General features: G+C 43.6%; 21 protein-coding genes. 10 read left to right on the top strand and 11 right to left on the bottom strand.

Annotation, left to right across the window (positions count from 1 at the left end; genetic code table 11):
• Genes AAFN85_RS06215 through AAFN85_RS06225 form a run of 3 tightly spaced genes read left to right on the top strand, consistent with a single transcriptional unit; the run spans position 1 to position 1,893 of the window.
• A complete protein-coding gene (locus AAFN85_RS06215; RefSeq protein ID WP_347526167.1) occupies positions 1 to 870 on the top strand; it encodes an ABC transporter permease in 870 nt (289 codons plus the stop codon).
• A complete protein-coding gene (locus AAFN85_RS06220) occupies positions 867 to 1,616 on the top strand; it encodes an ATP-binding cassette domain-containing protein (protein ID WP_347526168.1) in 750 nt (249 codons plus the stop codon). The genes AAFN85_RS06215 and AAFN85_RS06220 overlap by 4 nt, the downstream gene beginning before the upstream one ends.
• 34 nt (positions 1,617 to 1,650) lie before the next feature.
• Positions 1,651 to 1,893, top strand: a complete 243-nt coding sequence (locus tag AAFN85_RS06225; protein WP_347526169.1) for a hypothetical protein — start codon at positions 1,651 to 1,653, stop codon at positions 1,891 to 1,893.
• Positions 1,894 to 2,000: 107 nt separating this feature from the next.
• Here AAFN85_RS06225 and AAFN85_RS06230 read toward each other — a convergent pair whose 3' ends face one another.
• Positions 2,001 to 2,327, bottom strand: a complete 327-nt coding sequence (locus AAFN85_RS06230) for a multidrug efflux SMR transporter (protein WP_347526170.1) — start codon at positions 2,325 to 2,327, stop codon at positions 2,001 to 2,003.
• A 70-nt stretch (positions 2,328 to 2,397) separates the two neighbouring features.
• Positions 2,398 to 2,982 carry a Crp/Fnr family transcriptional regulator gene (locus AAFN85_RS06235; protein ID WP_347526172.1) on the bottom strand — a complete coding sequence of 195 codons (585 nt, stop codon included), beginning with the start codon at positions 2,980 to 2,982 and terminating at the stop codon, positions 2,398 to 2,400.
• A 359-nt stretch (positions 2,983 to 3,341) separates the two neighbouring features.
• Here AAFN85_RS06235 and AAFN85_RS06240 point away from each other — a divergent pair, with 359 nt between their 5' ends.
• The gene (locus AAFN85_RS06240) at positions 3,342 to 3,863 is read left to right on the top strand and encodes a hypothetical protein (RefSeq protein ID WP_347526174.1); all 522 of its coding nucleotides are present in this window, start codon (positions 3,342 to 3,344) and stop codon (positions 3,861 to 3,863) included.
• A gap of 72 nt (positions 3,864 to 3,935) precedes the next feature.
• On the opposite strand, the gene AAFN85_RS06245 is transcribed toward AAFN85_RS06240, so the two are convergent.
• Positions 3,936 to 5,243, bottom strand: coding sequence for a PQQ-dependent sugar dehydrogenase (locus AAFN85_RS06245; RefSeq protein WP_347526176.1), 1,308 nt, complete (start codon positions 5,241 to 5,243; stop codon positions 3,936 to 3,938).
• A 276-nt stretch (positions 5,244 to 5,519) separates the two neighbouring features.
• Between AAFN85_RS06245 and AAFN85_RS06250 the strand changes: the two genes are divergently transcribed.
• Complete coding sequence (locus AAFN85_RS06250; RefSeq protein WP_347526177.1) at positions 5,520 to 6,488, top strand: hypothetical protein; 969 nt, start codon at positions 5,520 to 5,522, stop codon at positions 6,486 to 6,488.
• A 69-nt stretch (positions 6,489 to 6,557) separates the two neighbouring features.
• On the opposite strand, the gene AAFN85_RS06255 is transcribed toward AAFN85_RS06250, so the two are convergent.
• From AAFN85_RS06255 to AAFN85_RS06265, 3 genes are read right to left on the bottom strand one after another with little or no spacing between them, the layout of a single operon-like run.
• Positions 6,558 to 7,898 (bottom strand): hypothetical protein, encoded by a 1,341-nt coding sequence (locus AAFN85_RS06255; RefSeq protein WP_347526179.1) that lies wholly within the window; start codon positions 7,896 to 7,898, stop codon positions 6,558 to 6,560.
• A gap of 7 nt (positions 7,899 to 7,905) precedes the next feature.
• Positions 7,906 to 9,420, bottom strand: a complete 1,515-nt coding sequence (locus tag AAFN85_RS06260) for an FAD-binding protein (protein ID WP_347526180.1) — start codon at positions 9,418 to 9,420, stop codon at positions 7,906 to 7,908.
• Between the two features lie 12 nt (positions 9,421 to 9,432).
• Entirely contained in the window at positions 9,433 to 9,780 is a 348-nt protein-coding gene (locus tag AAFN85_RS06265; protein WP_347526182.1) for a hypothetical protein, read from the bottom strand.
• 241 nt (positions 9,781 to 10,021) lie between these two features.
• Between AAFN85_RS06265 and AAFN85_RS06270 the strand changes: the two genes are divergently transcribed.
• Positions 10,022 to 11,059 (top strand): substrate-binding domain-containing protein, encoded by a 1,038-nt coding sequence (locus tag AAFN85_RS06270; RefSeq protein ID WP_347526183.1) that lies wholly within the window; start codon positions 10,022 to 10,024, stop codon positions 11,057 to 11,059.
• 48 nt (positions 11,060 to 11,107) lie between these two features.
• Here the strand turns inward: AAFN85_RS06270 and AAFN85_RS06275 are convergent, their stop codons facing one another.
• The gene (locus AAFN85_RS06275; protein ID WP_347526184.1) at positions 11,108 to 11,452 is read right to left on the bottom strand and encodes a helix-turn-helix domain-containing protein; all 345 of its coding nucleotides are present in this window, start codon (positions 11,450 to 11,452) and stop codon (positions 11,108 to 11,110) included.
• Positions 11,453 to 11,543: 91 nt separating this feature from the next.
• Here AAFN85_RS06275 and AAFN85_RS06280 point away from each other — a divergent pair, with 91 nt between their 5' ends.
• The 4 genes from AAFN85_RS06280 (at position 11,544) to AAFN85_RS06295 (ending at position 16,253) form a co-directional block, all read left to right on the top strand.
• Entirely contained in the window at positions 11,544 to 12,512 is a 969-nt protein-coding gene (locus AAFN85_RS06280) for an aldo/keto reductase (protein ID WP_347526185.1), read from the top strand.
• 75 nt (positions 12,513 to 12,587) lie between these two features.
• Positions 12,588 to 13,868, top strand: a complete 1,281-nt coding sequence (locus AAFN85_RS06285) for a serine hydrolase domain-containing protein (protein WP_347526186.1) — start codon at positions 12,588 to 12,590, stop codon at positions 13,866 to 13,868.
• Between the two features lie 229 nt (positions 13,869 to 14,097).
• Positions 14,098 to 15,174, top strand: coding sequence for a hypothetical protein (locus AAFN85_RS06290; RefSeq protein WP_347526187.1), 1,077 nt, complete (start codon positions 14,098 to 14,100; stop codon positions 15,172 to 15,174).
• 2 nt (positions 15,175 to 15,176) lie between these two features.
• Positions 15,177 to 16,253 carry a hypothetical protein gene (locus AAFN85_RS06295; RefSeq protein WP_347526188.1) on the top strand — a complete coding sequence of 359 codons (1,077 nt, stop codon included), beginning with the start codon at positions 15,177 to 15,179 and terminating at the stop codon, positions 16,251 to 16,253.
• A 12-nt stretch (positions 16,254 to 16,265) separates the two neighbouring features.
• Here AAFN85_RS06295 and AAFN85_RS06300 read toward each other — a convergent pair whose 3' ends face one another.
• The 4 genes from AAFN85_RS06300 to AAFN85_RS06315 all read right to left on the bottom strand — a co-directional run bounded on the left by AAFN85_RS06300 (position 16,266) and on the right by AAFN85_RS06315 (position 20,936).
• A complete protein-coding gene (locus AAFN85_RS06300) occupies positions 16,266 to 16,958 on the bottom strand; it encodes an arylesterase (RefSeq protein ID WP_347526189.1) in 693 nt (230 codons plus the stop codon).
• 20 nt (positions 16,959 to 16,978) lie between these two features.
• On the bottom strand, positions 16,979 to 19,537 hold the full coding sequence (locus AAFN85_RS06305) for an FtsX-like permease family protein (RefSeq protein ID WP_347526190.1): 2,559 nt from the start codon (positions 19,535 to 19,537) through the stop codon (positions 16,979 to 16,981).
• Positions 19,538 to 19,541: 4 nt separating this feature from the next.
• Entirely contained in the window at positions 19,542 to 20,231 is a 690-nt protein-coding gene (locus AAFN85_RS06310; RefSeq protein WP_347526191.1) for an ABC transporter ATP-binding protein, read from the bottom strand.
• A gap of 105 nt (positions 20,232 to 20,336) precedes the next feature.
• A complete protein-coding gene (locus tag AAFN85_RS06315; protein ID WP_347526192.1) occupies positions 20,337 to 20,936 on the bottom strand; it encodes a GNAT family protein in 600 nt (199 codons plus the stop codon).
• Positions 20,937 to 20,954: the final 18 nt, after the last annotated feature.

Consider the following 20,954-nt stretch of genomic DNA (forward strand, 5'->3'; position numbering starts at 1 on the left):
ATGGATTTTTATCTTACCGCTTTACTGCAAGGCCTTTGCTTTTCGGCCATAGCGCTGGGGATCTACATATCCATGAAGATCTTTAACATTCCGGACATCACTACCGATGGCAGTTATACGCTGGGTGGTGTAGTTACGGCAGTATTACTTACCAATCACCAGCCAACGTATGTTATTTTACCGGCTGTTATTTTGGCTGGCGCTGCTGCGGGTGCTTTAACGGGTATTATCCATACCAAATTAAAAATAAACGCGCTGCTCGCGGGGATCCTCGTGATGACGGCGCTTTACTCGGTTAACTTATCCATTTTAGGCCGGTCGAACGTGCCGCTTATCAATTTGCCATCGTTGTTTACGTTGCTTAATATCGTAAGCGATCCTAATCAAAATACCTTCTGGATCCTTGCGGTTTTTGTTGTGGTGATCACGTTTATGATAGGCTACCTGCTTAAAACCGATTTTGGTATAGCCATGCGCGCCACCGGTAACAGCGAAAGCATGATCAGGGCGCTGGGCGTAAATACCGATAGAATGAAGATCACCGGTTTGGCATTAGCCAATGCACTCACCGCGCTTAGCGGTTATCTGATCGCGCAGTTTCAGGGCTTTGCAGATATCAGCATGGGGATAGGTATTGTAATAGTAGGCTTAGGCTCGGTTATTATTGCCGAAACGCTTATCAATTGGTTTAAAATAACTTCGGTATGGTTAAGCCTTGTGCTGGTTTTGGCCGGGGCGGTTATATTTCAATTAGTATTGGCACTCACACTATCCGCAGGTGTTGATCCTAAATTATTGAAAATGGTTACAGCCGGCTTCGTGTTGGTTATTGTTAGTTTACCGCGTTTATCTTTATTAAAATCATCATGATAGCGATAAACAACGTACACAAGGTATTCAACAAAGGAAAGGCTAACGAGGTTAACGCGGTTAACGGTATCAGCCTTGATATTGCTGATGAAGAGTTTTTGGTGATAGTGGGCTCGAATGGATCGGGCAAAACTACTTTGCTCAACTTAATTGCAGGAACAGTTTTACCCGGCGACGGAACCATCAGTATTGATGGGAGCGAGGTGACCAAACTGCCCGACTATAAACGTAGTGAATGGATAGCCCGCGTTTTTCAAAACCCACTGAGCGGTACAGCGCCCGATCTGAGCATTTTAGATAATTTCCGCTTGGCAGCCCTTCGTACTAAAACCAAAGGATTATCCATAGGCATTAATGACGCTTTTAAAAAACAGGTGAAGGAAAAAATAGCCACTTTGGGTATGGGCCTTCAAGACAAGATAGATCAGCCTATGGGCACGCTCTCCGGCGGACAACGCCAAGCGCTTACTTTGTTGATGAGTGTTATGGATAGCTGCAAAGTATTGCTGTTAGATGAACCAACAGCCGCCCTCGACCCACGATCTGCCGAGGTAGTAATGCGTACAGCCGATTCGCTGATCCGCGAATTTAAGTTGACCGCTGTACTCATTACGCATAATTTAAAGGACGCTTTTACATACGGCACACGAATAATACAAATGTCGGAAGGTTTAATTATCAATGATTTAAATCAAAAAAAGAAGGCTTCGTTAAAGCAAAATGATCTGTTTGATTGGTTTGCCTGAAAATTGGCAAAGTAATTGCAATGGTCTTAGTACCATGAAAAACAATAATTTTGAATCCATATTCGATGCTTACCAGTTAGTAAGCGGCGCAAAAATAAAAGGCAAAAAACACGACGAAATTTTTGAACTCGGCGCATATGATGCCACCAAACGCGGCTATGTGCTCTACCCGCTTGAGCACGGCGTTAAGTTTGATGATTTCAGCGTGATGATCTCTGAAAAAGAACTCAAAAATAATTTCCTGATAGAAGCTGTTAAACAGAACATTGCCGCGTAGCCGTTTTTTGGGATTACACCGATTATTTACTGGGATCACACCGATTGGCTTTCGATTACACCGATTTTTCAGGAAAGTAATTTCGCGGAAATCGTGGCTTCGTATAGTTAGTGTGAAACAACTTTTAGCCCGATGATCGAACCGATGAGTGTTGTGATAAACAATAATCTCCAAAGGGTAGCTGGTTCATTAAATACTAATATGCCAACAGCTACAGATCCAACGGCGCCAACGCCTGTCCATACTGCGTAAGCTGTGCCTATTGGCAGGCTTTGGGTTGCTTTGAGCAACAATCCCATACTTGCAAAAAGGCAGAGGATAAAGCACGAAAACCACCAGTACGATGCTGTGCCGTTTGTTTCTTTTACTTTTCCTAAACAAAAGGTGAAGCCAACTTCAAATAGCCCACCAATAATTACATAGATCCAATTCATAGTTATATTTTGTGCTGCAAAGGACTGCAACTATAACTACATATCTTTTTACAAATGTTAAAAAAGAGAATTATTTAACCTCAGCCCTGATGCGGCTAAGGCTTACCTGGCTCATGCCTAAATAAGATGCGATATAGCCTAATTGCACACGCTTAAACAGTTCGGGTTGTGTATTTATCAGTTCGTTGTAACGTTCTTGCGCTGTTTTAAATTGCATGGATATAAGTCGTTGTTCTGTTTTAAGAAACTCGTGTTCAATTACTTTTCGTCCCCAATTTGCAAGGTCGATATCAACCTGGTAAAGCTCTTTTAATTTTTTGGTAGGAATTGCATAAAGCTCACAATCCTCCAGTAATTCGATGTTTTCGTATCCTTTTTCATTGACGATATAGCTTTTCATCGAAACCAGCACATCACCTTCCTGGCCAAACCAAAATGTAACCGGGCCATTTGCCTGATCGGCATAAGCCCTAACAATTCCTCGTTTTAAAAAATATAAGTTGCGCTCTACTTTATCTGCATGAAGAAGAATTTTGCCTTTGGGAAATTTCACTTCGGTTATATGTGATTTCAACGCGATGAGAGAATGTTGGGGCAGTTTTCTGAACTTGTTAACGATTTGATCAAGATCAACTTGAGATACCTGTTTACTCATCACTATTTATTTATTGCTTTTTGATCGATCATCTAAACGGTAAAGGTAATTTACTTTTACTTAAAAGCTTTTGTTTGAGGAGGCTAATCACTTACCTCATTATCACCACTTTTGCATTTCTCGATCTTTACTTGTATTTTTGTGTAAATTAAAATACAAAACGATGCTATTCAATCAATCAATCTGCTCAAGAGTAATGTGGCCCATGGTGTCGCAGCAGAAGGGTTTTGCATCGATAATTCTCTTCTCAACCCCGGTATAGCGCTTTCGCAGCACCTCACCGTTTTTACATTTACCACATTTAGTACCATAACCTTAAGCGTTACTTTATTGTAAGCTTAAACGAATTTTTAATTTATATGGATAATTATTATTCAATTGAAGAAAAGTACCTGCAGGCAGTTGATGAGCTTTCATTCGGCGAAGCACCTAAAGGACTTAATATATTAAACCAGATCATTGCTGATGAGCCTTTTTATGCCCGGGCGCATTATCAACTGGGGATGATCCACTATTACAAGATCCAGGATTATCAAACCGCGGGTTATCATTTTAAAACCTGTATGGAACTGGAACCGGCATTTCCGGATAACTATACGCATTACCTCGACCTGGTTATTTTCCTTAATATGGAAAAACAGGTAGCGGCAATATCGGCACAGGCTTTAACTATTCCCGGAGTTGAAAAATCCCGTATTTATGAGCTAATGGGCTTGTATTACGAAAAGCAAAGAAGCTGGAATAAAGCTTTAACCGCTTACCAGGACGCTTTTATGGAAGTAACCGAAAAGGACGACAGGAAGGACATTGAAGAAAGCCTGAAACGCGTTCGGTTAAAAATGAAACAAACGCAGGCGTACACTTATATTGTTACCGAATAACAAGTAAGATTTACACTGTTTTATGAAAAAGGCCTCCGGAAACCGGAGGCCTTTCTTCTTTAATATTAGGAGTTACTTTTTATAGGCGATTTTATAAATGTTGCCTTTTACGTCGTCGGTTACATAAAGCGAACCATCAGTACCTTGTGCTAAGCCACACGGGCGGTGTTCTGCCGCGCCTGATGCGGTGTTAGCCTTCGAGCCGGAGAAACCTTCGGCAAAAACTTCCCACTGGCCATCTGGTTTGCCATCTTTAAACGGTTGAAATACCACAAAATAACCGGCCTGTGGCTCAGGCGCGCGGTTCCATGAACCGTGGAAAGCGATGAACGCACCGTTTTTGTATTTGGCCGGGAATTGGTCGCCGGTGTAAAATAACAGGCCGTTAGGGGCAAGGTGACCAGGGTAAGCAGCTACCGGGTCGATAGCATCTTGTCCGCCTTCTTTTTTGCCATCGCCGCCATATTCAGGCATTAACATTTTTTTATGTTGCTCCTGATCATAATACATATAAGGCCAACCTGCGTTGTCACCTTTTTTCAAAGCATACATACATTCGGCAGGTAAAATTGACGATTGTTTGGCGGTAAAATATTGCGGAAAAAACTCAAATAGCTGGTCGCGACCGTGCTGCATTACAAATAGCTGGTTGTTTTGCTGGTTCCAGGTAATGCCAACCACGTTGCGCAAGCCGGTTGCATAACGCACGCCATCGCCATAGTGCTGGTTTAATTTTGCAGCTTTAAACTGCCAGATGCCACCTGCCGAATCCAAAATAGGGCAGCCTTTTTGGCCGGGCGAACCTTTTTTACGATCTTCAACCTGGCAGGCGTTTGAATAGGCGCCTATGTTAACATACAGGTTACCTGCGTTATCAAGTGTAATGGCTTTGGCCTCATGCTCGTGACGGCTAATTAAACCGGTTACAATTTTTTCGGGTTGCTCAGAGTTGATCACCTCGCTTTTATCATTCAGTTTATAACGGAAAACTTCCTCATCAGATGAAGCATACAGGTAACCATCTTTAACAGCAATACCAGTACCGCTAAACGCGCCGAAGCTGCTTTTTACAGTTGCTTTGCCGCCTTCTTCGTGCAGCATCAGGATGCCTTTATTGTTTTTTACGTTGGTAAGTTTAACGTACAGGTCGCCTTGTGGTGTAACGGCAATGTGCCTGGTGCCGCCAAGGTTTTCGGCAATAATGCTTGCTGTGAAGCCTTGAGGGGTTGTTAGTCCGGCATTTTCCGCTGTCGAGGCAGGAGGGGTGCTGGTGCTGTCGGTCTTTTTCGAATCGCTGTTGCTTTTGCAGGCATTAAATAACATCATGCTTCCGGCAACTGCCAAAGGCAGCACGGAGCGTAATAAGTTGCGGTTTTTCATGGTAACTGATTAATTGTTATCAAATTAAGTAAATATACAGGTATTACAAAAATCTGTTTGTAGTAATACGGTGACAAGGTGGGTCTCGTTGAAAAAAAGTGTTTTAATAAAATTTGGTTGCAATAGATTGCGAATGATGTTTTTCGAAATATAATTTCATTAACTGTGCTTTGTGCTAAAATTAAATATTGATTTAATTGTGTTTAAACATATATAGTGAATATTGATTAAACCATCGCCGATAACTATCGTCCTAACTACATAAATGTTACAATTATGAAAAAGTTAGTCATATTATCAGCAATAGCCGCCGGAAGCTTATTTGTTACTCAAGCCAACGCACAGGTATCTATCCATTTCGGTATCAATATCCCTACTCATAGGGTTTATGTTCCAACTCCTCCTCCGCCTCCACCGGTTGTTGATGAGCCGGTTTACGATGACGACGAAGTAGATGCTCCCGTTAGTTACGACGATGATTATTACTACTTGCCCGAAGTTGAAGCTTACTACAGCGTAGGTGCCGGGTGCTATTACTACAACAACGGAAGCAGCTGGGTTAGCTGTGCATACCTGCCCGGTGCATACCGCGATTATAATTGGCGTACAGCAGTAAGATACGAAGTGCGCGCACCACGTCCTTACTTACACCATGATATTTACCGCTCACGTTGGGGCGGCTGGGGCGGCGACCGTAACAACTGGGGCCATCGTTTTGATAGAAGACCACAAGGTGGCTACGCTTATCGCGGTTATGATAACCGAGGCTGGGGTGGTAACAGGAACGGAGGCGATTGGGGCCGCAGGCCAAACCCTTACGATAACAGGCCTAATGGCAACTGGGGTAACCATGATAACCGTGGCGGCTGGGGCAACAGGCCTCAACCAGGTAATGGCAACAATGATAATCACGGCGGCTGGGGTAACGGCCAACAACCAGGCAATGGTAACCAGGGCAACCACGGTGGTTGGGGCAATGGTCAGCAACCAGGTAATGGTAACCAAGGTAACCATGGTGGCTGGGGCAACGGTCAACAGCCAGGCAATAGCCAACCCGGTAACGGTGGTAACCACGGTGGTTGGGGTAATGGTCAGCAACCTGGTAACGGTGGTGGCCATGATAACCATGGCGGCAATGGTGGCCAACCATCAAACAACGGCGGTGGTGGCCGTGACCGAGACCACGGTAATGGTGGCGACCGTTTTGCACAAAACATGGGCGGCCGCGGCGGTCGCAGATTTTAATATTCTAACTCCCTATATATAACTGAAAGATCGCCTGTTATGGGCGGTCTTTTTTTATGGAGATGAATATCAATAAACTATTTTACTGAATGGGATGCCAACAGTTACGCCAACGGCTGTTTTATTGCCCGGCAGCCGATTCGATTTTATCGAATTGTTCCAATCGGCGTACAATAGCTGGCATTCAAACGTAATGGCCGGCACGCCATTTTTATCTATCAATACAATCGGGATCCCAATCATGGCATTCAGCGCATGGTACCGGCCAATGTTTTGTTCAACGCGAAAACTCGCACCAACATGCGAGTTTGGTGGGATATAAACCAGTTTGCAAGCGGCAACAGGTGTGATAAAATTTCTGAAATCGCCAACCCAAACGTTGCCGTTATTGATAACGGTGTTGTTTCCTCCGTCTACCTCGCCGATCATATTTGCGGAGTACAGCAAACCGTTTTGTATGGTATTATTAAGTTTTGCCTTTGCATTTAGGGTGAAAAAGATCCTGCCTGCTTTAAAGCTTTCCAAAAAGCGGGTGTGCGTGACTGAAACTTCAAAAGGATAACTATAATGGTTATTAGTTTGCGTGCCGGTACTTACTTTATATTGTTGCCTGATAACAGGGAGGTAAGCACTTACACTCGTCCAGCTATCGCACACCGAATTATAACTTCCGGATTTGATTAACAGGTCGGATTGTGCTTCGGCGAATTTCTGTAGATATTCTGCCCGCAGGTCACTATAAAAAGAGCGTTTTAAAGCCTCATTAGCTGTTGTTATATTTTGCCCTGGAATGTCGGTTTGCTTGATCGAGCTAATCGATTGCTCAAAGTCGGCGGCTTTTTTGTTGATCTCTGTTTCGAGGCTATGGAGTATCAAAGCCCTGCTTGCATCCATCAATTGCTTTTGGTTGCCACTTTTATTGTGAAAGGTAATCGGTTTACCCATCCAGGTCTGCTTGATCCTCACGCCAAGCTGGTTATCAAAATATTTATTCGAAAACCTGGCAGCATAAGTGTTGGCTACGTTTACCTGCGCGCCCACGATGGTAAATGATCGCACATAATCGTCCGAATCTACCGGTTGGTGAAAGTTGTGATCGATGGTAAGTTTCCCTTCGGCAGTGCTTAGTGTTACATAGTTCTTATACAGAGATAGATCTTCATCAGCAGATAAATATGAACTTACTTTATTGGATAAAAAGATGTTCATCGCCTTATTGGATATCAGCATACTTTTCCCGTTGGTATAAGGCATAGCAGTAAGTTTGCTGTTGATATTGCCCAATTCCTGAATGATTTGCGAGGAGGACTGCGCAAAAACCATCGCCGGATGCATGCAGGCTATAGCGAGGCAACAAAATGCAAGCAAATTCAAAAGCCTGATATATCGCTGATTTACATTGGCCATCATAAGCAAATTATGGCAATATGGTATCCAGTCCCCATTGTGCTAAAAGTGGATTGTTGAATATTTTAATAGTATCGGCATCCAGCAGTTTGTTACGTGCTGCTACCCATTTATCAGCATCAGCACCATACATTGCCGAGATCCTTTGCGGCGATAGCTCATTTACCTTGCCCCAATGGAAAGTAAACGGAATGCCCTCGTCTTCCAGTTTTTTCCAAACCTTGGTATAAAAGGCATAGGTTTTATCAGAGAAGGCGGCGTCCAGTTCCATAACGCAGGTATATGGATAACGGGTAAAGCCCATGGTTGCTTTGGTTTGTTTTACATACCTGAAAGAGAACAGGCCGGTAAAAGGCCCAATGGTTTTATTGATCTCGATCATCAATTCGGCAACACGCGTTACTTCCTCCAATGGTATGCCTACCGCTGCACTCAGCAATTTACCGCGCAGGGTAGTGTTACTGAAAATCTCGCTTACGGTACCCAACTGCTTCTCGTATAAGGTGAGGCTTGAGGTTAGCAACTTATTAACCAGTGTAGGTACCAAAGCGGGGATGGCATCTGTTAACAAACCGATAAAGCTTGGTGCGTCGTCGCCGGGGCCAATGCCTTCGGGGTTATCTACCGGTGGTTGATAGCCGGTAACATAAGGTCTTTTGTACATGGTAGTTACATAAGCGCCTTTATCCATGTCATAAGGATTAAGCAACACCGCGAAATGGTATGGCCGTTCGCTGCCACCGGGTAAATTCGATCCTGTAAAATCAAGGGTGGTCATCAACGTTTTTAGCGCATCATCGTAGGGGATGCGGCGCATATAGCCTTCCAGCAAAAACAAGTCTTCAACCTCGGCCATTACGCCGTGTATAATGCCGAAGCTTCCGAAGCTAATCAGCGCCGAGTTGAAAATATCATCGTCCTGTATCAGTTCCGCATTAATGTTTTGTATAAACGTGGCCGAGGCAACGGGGTACGAGGCCCGCTCAACCCAAACATGCCTGTTGGATCCTACCACAATGTGCAGCCCTACAACAAAATCCTGCACGGCACCAAAATCAAACGCCGAACCATGCGCGCCTGTACCTATAGCACCAGTTATGGTTTGGCCGTTACTCGCGCCAGATGTTTTTAACGAAAGTCCTTTTTGCTTCAAAAACTTACCCAATTCCCAAATGCCGGTGCCGCCCTGGGCAAAGATCAAATGCTCTGGCTTTCCAGCATAGTTAGGTGAAACGCTGTTTGCTGTTATATTGAAAACCGTGTTGAGCGGTTTGGCATCAAGCATAATACCGTTGTTTACTGTCGCTATTTTAGTCCACGACCAGCCTGCTCCAAGCATTCGCAGTGGCGTATTGGTGCTTGTGGCATCGGCAATTAATTTTTGTAAACCTTTGGTCGCGTCGTTATAGCTGTTTAAAGCGTCGAGTGCGGCCTCATTGCCTAACTCGTATAGGTCTTTAATATTCTCTACAAATGTTTCGTGCCTGTTTTCCCAAGTTTGGGCAGCTGTTTTAATTACTTTCATTTGTCTTGATTATTAAAGTGAGCCGACTTTTTGACAAGGTTTGCCGCATTTCCATTCAATACGTGTAGGGCTCCAGATGCCCAGTGTTACAACCGTGATCAGCGAGTAGCCAAAATTGTTTTTAACCGTTACTTCGGCCATGCCATTACTGTTTAACGAGTCGCAAATGGGCGTGGTTATCCGTTTAGGGCTTTGTACCAATCCCCAAAAAAAAGAATTTACCGTTTTACTGTTCACCTCCGAACCTGGTTGTGCTTGCGTAGCAACCCTTGTAGTATAACAACCACTTAACGAGGCTGTAAGCAGCGATATGATAAGCGTATTTTTAAATAAAGCTTTCCGGAGTAATTTGAATTGCATAGGATAGGCGGTTTATTGGTTAGGTAAGGCGATGAATAACCGCTAAAGTAATTTAACCCGTTGTTTTTCAATAGAGTAAAATCAACATATCGCATGCGTAGTTTTACGCATTTTGTTTTGGCTAAGTATTATTAAGTATTTTATATCAATGTGCCCCTAAAGCATGATGAAGGATATTGCAGGTGTTTTATAGGCTGAGTTATTACTAAACCTATTTAGCATTGCTATTTATATTATATATTTGAGTTTAAATACCAAAAGCCTCGTGAAGAAAAAGCTATCTATAGTTGACATTGCCAATAGTTTAAACATATCAAAAACAACAGTATCATTTATATTAAACGGGCGTGCCCAGGAAAAACGCATTAGCGAAGAGCTGGTGAAACGCGTGCAGCAGTATGTAAAAGAGGTAGGGTATAAACCTAATTCCCTGGCCAAAAGTCTGCGTACCGGTAAATCACATATTATTGGCTTGTTGGTGCAGGATATCTCCAATCATTTTTTCGCCACCATTGCCCGGCAGATAGAAGACCTGGCCTATAAAAACGGCTACAAGATCATTTATAGTAGTACAGATAACGATACTCAAAAAACCCAGGAACTGATAGCGATGTTCCGCGACAGGCATGTTGACGGATACATCATTACCCCACCCGATGGGATAGAAGAAGACATCAATGACCTGATCAAAGACGGTTTCCCGGTTGTGCTTTTTGACAGGTACCTGCCCAATGTCCCTACCGATTATGTGGTGGTTGATAACCTGTTCAGCACCTATAATGCCACCCAATATCTAATTGATAACGGCCATAAAAACATAGCTTTTATTACCTACAGTTCTATCCAAACCCAAATGATAGAAAGGTTGGAGGGTTACGAAAAAGCAATGCACCAAAGCAAGCTGAAAACCAATGTTACCGAAATTGATTTTTATGCCAGCGCCGATAGCATTGTTAGCCTAATGCTGGAGTTTTTTGAAAAATACCCTGAGGTTGATGCCATTTTGTTCGGTAATAATCATTTAGGTAAATGTGGATTAAAAGCTACCCGCAAAGCAGGTAAACGCGTACCGGAAGATATCGCCCTGATAGCTTTTGATGATTATGAACTTTTTGAATTGTACACACCGGCCGTAACAGCCATATCACAACCCATCAGCGAGATTGCCGATAATGTAATTAACCTGTTGATGGAGCGTTTGAATGCCACTACCGAAGAGCAGAAAAAACAGCATATTACTTTGGCTACAGAGTTGATTGTTAGGGATTCGTCTAAATAAGGAGATTAATAATTTTTAATACCTGGTTTATTGCCTGGTAGATACCGGTTATTGAAACAAGGGTTCCAGTACCTGACGGTGTGTTTCGCCCCATCGCGCTGTAACTTCAATAACCGGTATTAATGTTTTCCCCAAATCGGTAAGCTCGTATTCTACCTTTGATGGTTTTTGCTCGAAAATTGTTTTGGCGATAATGCCTTGTTCAACCAGCTGCTTCAGTTGGGTGTCAAGCAGTCGTCGCGATGCTTTAGGGATCCGCCTGTGCAATTCTCCAGGTCTTTTAATCCCCCCGTGAATACACCATATCAGGTTGATTTTCCATTTTCCGCTTATCACCTCCATAAACAAATGAAGGCCACATTCAAGTTCGATAGGCAACTTTCTTTCGTACATAGTGCAAAGGTAGGTCATTTCATTGTCTGATCTGATACGGCTGAATTTAGCCGTACTTGATTTTCGGAGATGCTGCAGCGACCTTCGAATTATGAAAAATAAATTATTCGGAACGCAGGCTGGTTTGCCTGCCAGTGAGTTGATATTAGGAGCGGCCAGCTTTGGCCAGCGCCGTGGTTACGGTGCAGTTATGGAAGATGTGCCTAAAATTTTAGCAGCCTATACCGATGCCGGCGGTAATTTTATTGATATAGCAGATCAGTACCAACTTGGGGAAGCTGAAGAAATAGTTGGAAGCTTTATCAATCATCAACGCGATAACTTTATTATCTGTACCAAATATACCCGAAGCAGTGAAGCTACCCCCTCGCCGGTTAACTCCGGAAATCACCGTAAGGCAATGCGACAGGCAGTAGATGCAAGTTTGAAGCGCTTGAAAACAGATTATATAGATATTTATATGCCCCATTATGATGATGGCATAACCCCGGTGGAGGAAATTGCACGTGGCCTTGAAGATCTGGTCGCCGCAGGTAAAGTACTCTATACAGGTCTGGCCAATTTTCCGGCCTGGAAGGCATCCATTATCGCAAGCGCTATACCTGTAACCGCCCTGCAAATGGAATACAATTTATCACAACGAACAGCCGAACGCGAGTTGATAGGTATGGCCGAACATTTTGGTTTAGGTACCATGTTTTATTCGCCTTTAGCCGGTGGATTGCTTACAGGTAAATATCGGCAGGGGGCAAAGGGTAGGTTAACACTTGCCGGATCGGCAAATCATCAGGAAGACGCGACAACTAAAGCCATTATTGATGAGTTGGAAGTTATCGCGATAGAGATAGGATCCACTCCCGGCCAGGTAGCTTTAGCCTGGACATTAACGAAGGGTGGCTTCCCGATAATTGGCGCGCGTACTATTGATCATTTAACAGATGGTTTAAAGGCTGCTGAGATCCGGTTGTCGGAAGATCAGGTTGCCCGATTAGATAGCGTTAGCGCTATAACGCTGGGATATCCCCACGATCTGCTAAAAACAGTTCAGCACAGTTCTTAGCATGGATCATTTAGCAGCATCTACTCTTTCACCTCAATTTATAATTGCCTATTTTGGATGCAATTATAAACCATCATGAAAAGAATTTTTACCTTTTTACTGCTCGTAGCTTTAACTGCCCGATCATTTGCGCAAGGGAATGTTTTAAAGCCGGCCGATCCGGTGGCTGCAAAATTTTCGCCAGAGCGCCTGAAACGTATCGATGATATGATCGAGCAAAATATCGATTCGGGGTATGTAAAGGGGGCGGTAGGTTTTATAGCGCGCGATGGTAAAATAGTTTATAATAAATCATTCGGCCTGGCCGATGAGGATCAGAAAAAACTGATGACCAATGATGCCATCTTCCGCATCGCCTCCCAAACCAAAGCCATTACCAGCGTGGCTGTGATGATGCTTTTTGAGGAAGGAAAATTTTTGCTGGATGATCCGATCTCTAAATACCTGCCAACCTTTGCGCACCCAAAAGTGGTTGACCAGTTTAACGAGCGCGATTCATCGTACACCACCATCCCGGCAAAGCGGGAAATCACCATTCGTGATCTGCTTACCCATACTTCGGGCATCGAGTACGCGCAAATTGGTTCGCCTAAAATGAAGGCAATCTATGCCAAGGCCGGGATCCCGGCTGGTTTTGTGGCTGATAAGATCTTGCTGGCGGATGCCATGAACAAATTAGGCAAACTGCCGCTGCTTCATCAACCCGGCGAACGCTGGACCTACGGAATGAATATCGATGTTTTAGGTTACCTGGTGGAGAAAGTATCGGGCAAAAGCCTCGACCAATTTTTGAAAGAGCGGATTTTTACACCGCTCGGCATGAACGATACCTACTTTTATATCCCGGCCGCAAAGCAAAACCGATTGGTTGCTGCTTATACCTTTGATAACAATAACAAGATCACCAAATGGACTACAGCTACATTCCCGGCCTTTAATGTTGACTATCCTAAAGCTAACGGTACGTATTACGCAGGTGGGGCTGGGTTAAGCTCAACCATAAAAGATTACGCCACATTTTTGCAGATGCTATTAAACGGTGGAGTATATAATGGCCAGCGCCTGCTGGCCCGCCATACAGTTGATCTGATGACCACCAACCAAATCGGCGATCTGTATATCAATCCTGACAAAGATAAGTTTGGGTTGGGATTTGGACTTACAACCCAAAACAGTTCGGCCAAGCTGGGTATTAGTGAAGGCTCATTTGCATGGGGCGGCTTTTTTGGAACGCTTTATTGGGTTGATCCGAAGGAGCATTTGGTTTGCCTGCTTTTTGTACAGAACTGGCCTTTTCCACACAACCAAATGCAGGATAAATTCAGGGCGATGGTGTACCAGGCTTTAAACGATTGATTTGTTATTTCTTGAGAGGTTATAAAATCTATATTTTATTTCGCCAAAAATGGTTTCCTTTTCTCCATTTTTAAAAGTGCGTAAAAATACGTGCCTAAAAATGGGGGATTTTACGGGTTGATTCTCTGATGGGTTTGCCGTAGGTTTATGTTGGTTAACTTGTTGATAAATAGATTTTTGTATTTATTGAAAGTTAACCATAATTCATTTAAACCTAACAATAGCCCCCATGGACAACACAACCTCTCAATCCGACAACCCAGGCGCTGAAGTAACTAATCCTGGTGTTAATGAAATTACGAGCAATGGAAAAATATTTGCGGGTGCTCTTCTTATTTTATTTATACTATCCGCAGCAACTATCGTAGTCGCGTTTTGGCCAGATAAGCTACCGCCATCTGGTAAACTTGCAAAATATCACTACAAAGCATTTAACATTACATTGTTAGATAGCTGCCAGCTAAAATCTTCCTGTAAATCATCATCGTACGATAGCCTTGTTGTAAAAAATGCAGGTACTCTGGTCGCGAAAAAGGATACTGCGAAGTTAGATTCGAACAAGAAAAAGTTAGCAGCACAAAAGCTTCTCGCAAAGCAGCTTCTCCAAAAAGCAGATTCGGTAAAAAAGCGGAATTGCCCTTCCGCAAAAGCAACCATTGATATTAATGACACCATCGATTTTAATACTATCATATTGATCCTTGTTGCAGCGGCCGGCTTTTTGGGTAATATGATACATATAGCTACCTCCTTTACCACCTTTGTTGGGTCGGGGCAGTTTAAAAAAAGTTGGGTACTGTGGTATTTTGTTAAGCCATTTACAGCATCTGCCCTGGCCATGATCATGTACTTCGTTTTCAGAGCTGGATTTCTTAGCTCTTCAGATCCCGGCAATAATTTAAATATTTATGGTGTAATGTCTATCGCCGCTTTTGTGGGGCTGTTTACCGATGCCGCTACAGAAAAACTTAAAGAAGTTTTTAAAACTATGTTTAATACTAAGGACGACAGGCCTGATAAAATTAAACCGGATGTGAAAGTTTCGATAACCGCCGTTACCCCCGAAAAGATCAGCGTTACAAACCCTAATGATCTTATCGTAACGGGCGAAAATCTTGATAAGAAAAAGTTAAACATCAGCATAAATAACAAGGCTATACCAACGGGCGATATAGTTATTACGGATAAGCTGCTTCATGTTAAATATACTGTTCCTGCTGCCGATGCCGCTTTAACCACCTTTACCCTGCTTATTACTGACGAAACCGGTAAAGAGATATTTATCAAAAAAGACCTTACTGTTTAACAATGAAAAACATAGTGTATTTTTTAGGAGCGGGTTTCAGTAAAGCTTACGGATACCCGCTAACTACCGAGATCATGCCCGAAATTTTGCACACATTGCTGGGGGGTAAACTTGAAAATCTTGGTGGACATAGAAACAGGGAGAGCGAGAATGAACTGTTGGAATACTTGTACCTGATTTATCCTGGTCTGGCAAGTTTAACCAAAGATAATATTAAAGATTTTGCAGCGCATATACCCAATATTACCGAAGTTTTATCATTTGTTGATCACTGTTGCCTTTATAATGTTCCGCCGCATCCTAAACTGGGCGAAGAAAATCTTAGGGTTTTTCAAAGCCTCTTAAAAAGAGCGCTGGAAGAACTATTGCTAAATTATGAGATGACAAACTATACTGATAAGGAAAACGCTCTTCTTCAAATGTTTTTTGATCCGATCCGGAATGAGAAAAGAGAAAGCAATGTATGTATCATTACTACCAATTACGATCTCATTATCGACGAACAATTTCGAGACTCAGCCATAGAGCATCGAGTTAATTATGGTATAAACTATAGAAATACCGAAACAGATGAAAGCGAATTAATTTATCAATCCGATAACTCTCTTTTAAGGTATTATGGCTCGCTTAATTGGGTTAAGTGTGAATATTGCGGGCAATATTATATTAATCCTTATGGTAGTATTTTACATCAAACTTTCGAAAAAAAAGGAAAAGCAGATAACACTTGCATCTGTAACGATTTGTTGGTTTTAAAAAGTGTAATGGTAACACCATCGTTGGTCCGCGATATAAGAGATTCAAATTTATTACAGGTTTGGAAAGGCGCGATGGAAGCTATTCGGAATGCCGATAAGCTTGTTTTTGTGGGGTATTCGATGCCTGGCGAAGACCTCGCTATCAAATCTATAATTATGCGCGGGGTTAACGGCAGGCAACGAAAAGGCGAATTAAAAGTTGATGTGGTATCAAAAGGAGAGGGGGCAAAACCCAATTACCAAAACCTTTTCGGCAACAGGATCAGCTATTACGCTAACGGCCTGGAAGCTTATCTACAGAAACAAACGCCTATTAATTAAAAGCCCGAACTGCTATTGTTTTAATACATCTTTTAAAACCGCCCAAACATTATTAGCCACAATTTTAGCGCCCTGCGCGGTAGGATGGATGCCATCGCCCTGGTTAAGTGATGGCACGCCGCCAACACCTTGTAGCAGAAAAGGAACTAAAGCCATATTGTTCTTTTTGGCCAGGTCTGGGAATACGGTTTTAAATTTGTTACTATAATCGGCCCCCATGTTTGGTGGCACCTGCATGCCTAATAATACCAGTTTGGCATCGGGATATTTGGTTTTTACTTTATCCACAATGGCTTGCAGGTTTTTAGCAGTTTCGTTTACCGGGATACCGCGCAAGCCATCATTAGCGCCAAGTTCCAGTATAAACACATCTATCTTTTGTTTTAACAACCAGTTAACGCGGCCATTACCGCCTGCGGTTGTTTCGCCGCTTAAACCGGCGTTCACAACTTTGTATGGCAGTTTTAATGAATCAATTTTATGGCTTACTACAGATGGGAAGGCATCGCTGGCCGGATCATCTAAACCATAACCGGCGGTCAAACTATCGCCAAAAAATAAAACTATTTTTTTTGAGGCCGAATCTGTTTTAGCGGTTTCAGTAGCTGGTGCCAAAGCATTTTCGTTTGCAGGTTTTGCATTATTACCGCAGCCTGCAAGCGTTATAGCTGTAAACAGGATACCGGTTAATGTAGTTTTGTTCATACTCAATAAATACAACGCGCTTAGGCGTTTGTTCTTAAAATTTCGAGTGGTGGTTTGTTTAATACCCCACGGCTGTTTAGTAAGCCAATTACAACGGTAAGCAGGCTCACTATCAAAAATAACACAAGTGCCGGTAACATACTAACTGCATATGGAATGCCGAAACTATATTTTGCAAGGAACCACGTGCCGGCAAAAGCGATCAAAATACCGGTTAATGCAGATAGGCTTCCTAAAAACCAATACTCCAACGCGGTTATGGTAAAGATCTGTTTGCGGCTCGCGCCAAGCGTACGTAGCAAAACACTTTCCTGGATGCGCTGGTATTTGCTGATACGTACCGAGGCTATCAAAACCACTATGCCTGTAATAATACTAAATGCACTCATGAAACGGATCACATAGCTTATTTTGCTTAGCAGTTCGTCAACCACACTCAATATCAAACCTAAATCAATGATAGAAACATTTGGGTATGCTTTTACCACCATTTGCTGGAAGACTGCAGATACTTTATTGGATGGTACATGCGTCATCAACACATGAAACTGCGGCGCATCTTCCAAAACGCCGGTAGGGAAAACCACCTGGAAATTAGTTTGCACCTTGCCCCAGTTTACCTTGCGGATGCTGGCTACATAAGCCGGCATTTGTACGCCCTGTACGTTGAACACCAGTTTATCGCCAATTTTTAGGTTGCCGCGTTGTGACAGGTTTTCTTCTACCGAAACCGGGATCTCTTTAGCCGGATCGGCCTTGCCTATCCATTTCCCGTCAATGAGTTTTTCGGATGAGGTAAGCGAATCTCTAAACGTTACCCGGTACTCCCAGGCAAATACACCGTGCTGTATTTTTATGGTGGAGTCTTTATTTAAATCGGCGGGGGTTTTGCCGTTGATCTCTTCAATGCGCATGGTCACTATCGGCACCTGTTGTAATACCGGCAAACCTTGTTGTTTGGTGAGCTGTACTACGCCTTTTTCCTGGCTGCTTTGGATATCAAACAATATCATGTTTGATTGATTGCCACTGGTTGATTGGTTTACCTGTTGGATAAGCAAGGTTTGCACAAAATACAAGGTGCAGATAAACATGGTGCTCAAACCAATTGATACAATAAGAATGATGGTTTGATTATTAGGTCGATACAGGTTAGCGAACCCTTGTCGCCATAAATAACTCCACGAGCCTTTGATAATGGCTTTGGTAATGCGCATCAATAGCCAGGCCGTGGCGGTCAGGATCATGAAGGCGACCAGGATACCTAAAGTGAAAAACAAACTGCCAACCCAACTATCCAGTTGCAGGTAAGTAAATATCAATACGAAACCCAATATCAGCAGATAAACCAGCCAACGCAACGGATCGTGTTTGCGGGCGCTTTCATCAACCGACATCCTTAAGGTATTGAGCGGCGAAACATTCCGGACCGAGATCAATGGTAACAGCGCGAACAGGATGGAAATAATAACACCCAATAAAACACCTTGCCCAATGGCCATCCACGATATTTGTACCGATATGCTAAACGGTAGCCAATCAGCAAAGATCATCGGTAACAGGTGTTGGATCGCTGTCCCTAAAACAGATCCGGTAATAGCCCCGATAAGCCCAATGCCGATGATTTGGATAAGGTAAATCAAAAACGCCTCGGACGCTTTTACACCCAGGCAGCGCATGATGGCAATGGATGCTATTTTTTCCTTTACGTAGATATGAATAGCACTGGCTACACCAACGCAACCTAAAAGCAAAGCAACGAAGCCTACCAATGATAAAAAACGACTCAGATCGCCAAAGGCACGACCGGTGTTTTCTTTTTTACTTTCGATGGTTTCAAAGCGCATTCCTGCTTTATCCAACATGGGGTCGAGCTTTTTGGTGAGCTTATCCATGTTGGTGCTTTTATCTATTTTGTAGTAAAAGCTATAAGTTACCCGGCTGCCTATTTTAACCAAACCTGTTTGCTCCAAGTATTGCATCGGGATGTAAACCACCGGCGCTATGCCTGCCATTACACCACTTTGGCCGGGGGCTTTGTTTAAAATACCTGCTATTTTAAAAGTGATGTTGCCCACTTTCACCGAATCGCCAACGCGGGCATTGAATTGCAGCATCAGGGTTTTATCAACCAAAGCCATGCGGCCTTGCTTAAATTCTGTTCCGGCAGTTTCGGGTGTGGTTTCTAAAGTACCGTAGTAGGGGAAACCGCCCTGCAAAGCACGGATCTGCACCAACCGGGTACCTTTAGTACGCGGGAAATACAGCATAGATGCAAAGCTGCGCTCGGTTGATCTGTCATTGCCCAACGAATCGAGCATGTGCTTCAAAGAAGCATCAACCGGTTTGTTTCCTGAAATAGAAAGATCGGCACCAATCAATGTGGCGGCCTGATCATTCACATCATTTTGTACATTGTATTTAAACGAGTAGATGGCTACCAGCGCGGCAATACCAAATACAATGGCCGATATAAAGAGGAATAGCCTCGATCGGTTTCTGCGGCTATCGCGCCAGGCCATTCTGAATAGCCAGGGTATGTTTGTTTTTCGTTTCGGGGCGATGAAATTGTTATCCATTAGCTTAGGCGTTAACGGTTTTATCGTCCGATATTAGTTTGCCGCCCTTTATGCGGATAATGCGTTGGGTTTTGGCGGCCAGTTCAAGATCGTGCGTGACTACTACCAGGGTGGTGCCTGCTTCTTTGTTTAGGTCGAAAATGAGTTTGATCACCTTGTCGCTTGTTTCTGCGTCGAGGTTGCCGGTAGGTTCATCGGCAAAAAGGATCTTCGGCGCGTTGGAGAATGCCCTGGCCAGTGATACACGCTGTTGCTCGCCGCCTGATAGTTGCAACGGGTAGTGGTGGCCGCGTTCGGATAGGCCTACTTTATCTAACAGGTCCAACGCCCTTGCTTTAATGTTTTTTTCTCCGCGGAGTTCGAGCGGTACCATCACATTTTCCAAAGCAGTTAAGGTGGGCAGCAGCTGGAAATTTTGAAAGATAAAACCGATATGCTGGTTGCGCACCTGCGCGCGCTGATCTTCGGTAAGGTTACTCATGTTGATACCATTAAGCTCTACCGAGCCTGAAGTTGAGCGGTCGAGGCCCGCGCAGAGACCGAGCAAGGTAGTTTTACCGCTGCCCGAAGGGCCAACAATGGCAGCGGTTGAACCGGTAGCTACCGAAAAATTAATATTATCAAGCACGGTGAGCGTGCGCCCGGCGCTTTGGTATGTTTTGCTGAGGTTGGTAATGTTGAGGATATTGTCCACAGGGTGTTTTTTAGGGTATAGATACAAAAAAGCCCGGCTTGTTACCAGCGCGGACTGTTGAATGTTCAAGTATTATGCCATCTTTACTTTTGGTTGACATTGCGGTTATAGCCTGCTTTTCAATTTCTGTTTCACCTCGTTGTCCCACTCACTTTTCAAAATACTCAATACTATCGAATCGCGACGGGTACCATCCGCCAGCGGCATATTGCTTCTTAATATGCCTTCAACTGTACAGCCTATACTTTTCATGGCGGCAATGCTCCGCTGGTTGCGGGCATCGGCCCTAAACTCTACCCGTTGCATATTCAATTCTTCAAAAGCGAATTGCAGCATTAAAAACTTGCAGTGTTTGTTTAAGCCAGTACCACGAAATTTTTCGCCATACCAGGTATAGCCCAATTGCAGGCTTTGGTACGCGGGTTGGATATCGTAAAACCGGGTGCAACCTGCGTATTGTCCGCTGGTTTTATCGGTAACTATAAAGGCATATTCTTTTCCGGAGGCGCGTCCGTGTATGGCTGCCTGGATGTAAGCTTTCATGCCTTCTTCGCCTGCGGCGCTGGTTAATGAGTAGTTCCAGGTTTCCGGTTCTTTAAGGGCGAAGGGGAGCAGGTTTTCGAGGTCATCGGTTGTTAAAGGGCGTAACATTACGCTATCATCTTCTAAAATATAGTTGGCCTCGGGGTTGAAGGTGGTGTACATAGTGATGGATACTGAACC

Origin of the sequence: Mucilaginibacter sp. CAU 1740 (assembly GCF_039839285.1) — a bacterium.
GTDB lineage: Bacteria > Bacteroidota > Bacteroidia > Sphingobacteriales > Sphingobacteriaceae > Mucilaginibacter.

What these genes read in the sequence shown, in the direction of transcription:
- AAFN85_RS06245 (WP_347526176.1), bottom strand. Translation starts at nt 5,243, where the DNA reads ATGAAAAACCGCAACTTATTACGCTCCGTGCTGCCTTTGGCAGTTGCC.
- AAFN85_RS06250 (WP_347526177.1), top strand. Translation starts at nt 5,520, where the DNA reads ATGAAAAAGTTAGTCATATTATCAGCAATAGCCGCCGGAAGCTTATTT.
- AAFN85_RS06285 (WP_347526186.1), top strand. Translation starts at nt 12,588, where the DNA reads ATGAAAAGAATTTTTACCTTTTTACTGCTCGTAGCTTTAACTGCCCGA.
- AAFN85_RS06275 (WP_347526184.1), bottom strand. Translation starts at nt 11,452, where the DNA reads ATGTACGAAAGAAAGTTGCCTATCGAACTTGAATGTGGCCTTCATTTG.
- AAFN85_RS06235 (WP_347526172.1), bottom strand. Translation starts at nt 2,982, where the DNA reads ATGAGTAAACAGGTATCTCAAGTTGATCTTGATCAAATCGTTAACAAG.
- AAFN85_RS06295 (WP_347526188.1), top strand. Translation starts at nt 15,177, where the DNA reads ATGAAAAACATAGTGTATTTTTTAGGAGCGGGTTTCAGTAAAGCTTAC.
- AAFN85_RS06240 (WP_347526174.1), top strand. Translation starts at nt 3,342, where the DNA reads ATGGATAATTATTATTCAATTGAAGAAAAGTACCTGCAGGCAGTTGAT.
- AAFN85_RS06300 (WP_347526189.1), bottom strand. Translation starts at nt 16,958, where the DNA reads ATGAACAAAACTACATTAACCGGTATCCTGTTTACAGCTATAACGCTT.
- AAFN85_RS06280 (WP_347526185.1), top strand. Translation starts at nt 11,544, where the DNA reads ATGAAAAATAAATTATTCGGAACGCAGGCTGGTTTGCCTGCCAGTGAG.
- AAFN85_RS06260 (WP_347526180.1), bottom strand. Translation starts at nt 9,420, where the DNA reads ATGAAAGTAATTAAAACAGCTGCCCAAACTTGGGAAAACAGGCACGAA.
- AAFN85_RS06230 (WP_347526170.1), bottom strand. Translation starts at nt 2,327, where the DNA reads ATGAATTGGATCTATGTAATTATTGGTGGGCTATTTGAAGTTGGCTTC.
- AAFN85_RS06225 (WP_347526169.1), top strand. Translation starts at nt 1,651, where the DNA reads ATGAAAAACAATAATTTTGAATCCATATTCGATGCTTACCAGTTAGTA.
- AAFN85_RS06315 (WP_347526192.1), bottom strand. Translation starts at nt 20,936, where the DNA reads ATGTACACCACCTTCAACCCCGAGGCCAACTATATTTTAGAAGATGAT.
- AAFN85_RS06305 (WP_347526190.1), bottom strand. Translation starts at nt 19,537, where the DNA reads ATGGATAACAATTTCATCGCCCCGAAACGAAAAACAAACATACCCTGG.
- AAFN85_RS06220 (WP_347526168.1), top strand. Translation starts at nt 867, where the DNA reads ATGATAGCGATAAACAACGTACACAAGGTATTCAACAAAGGAAAGGCT.
- AAFN85_RS06215 (WP_347526167.1), top strand. Translation starts at nt 1, where the DNA reads ATGGATTTTTATCTTACCGCTTTACTGCAAGGCCTTTGCTTTTCGGCC.
- AAFN85_RS06265 (WP_347526182.1), bottom strand. Translation starts at nt 9,780, where the DNA reads ATGCAATTCAAATTACTCCGGAAAGCTTTATTTAAAAATACGCTTATC.
- AAFN85_RS06255 (WP_347526179.1), bottom strand. Translation starts at nt 7,898, where the DNA reads ATGATGGCCAATGTAAATCAGCGATATATCAGGCTTTTGAATTTGCTT.
- AAFN85_RS06290 (WP_347526187.1), top strand. Translation starts at nt 14,098, where the DNA reads ATGGACAACACAACCTCTCAATCCGACAACCCAGGCGCTGAAGTAACT.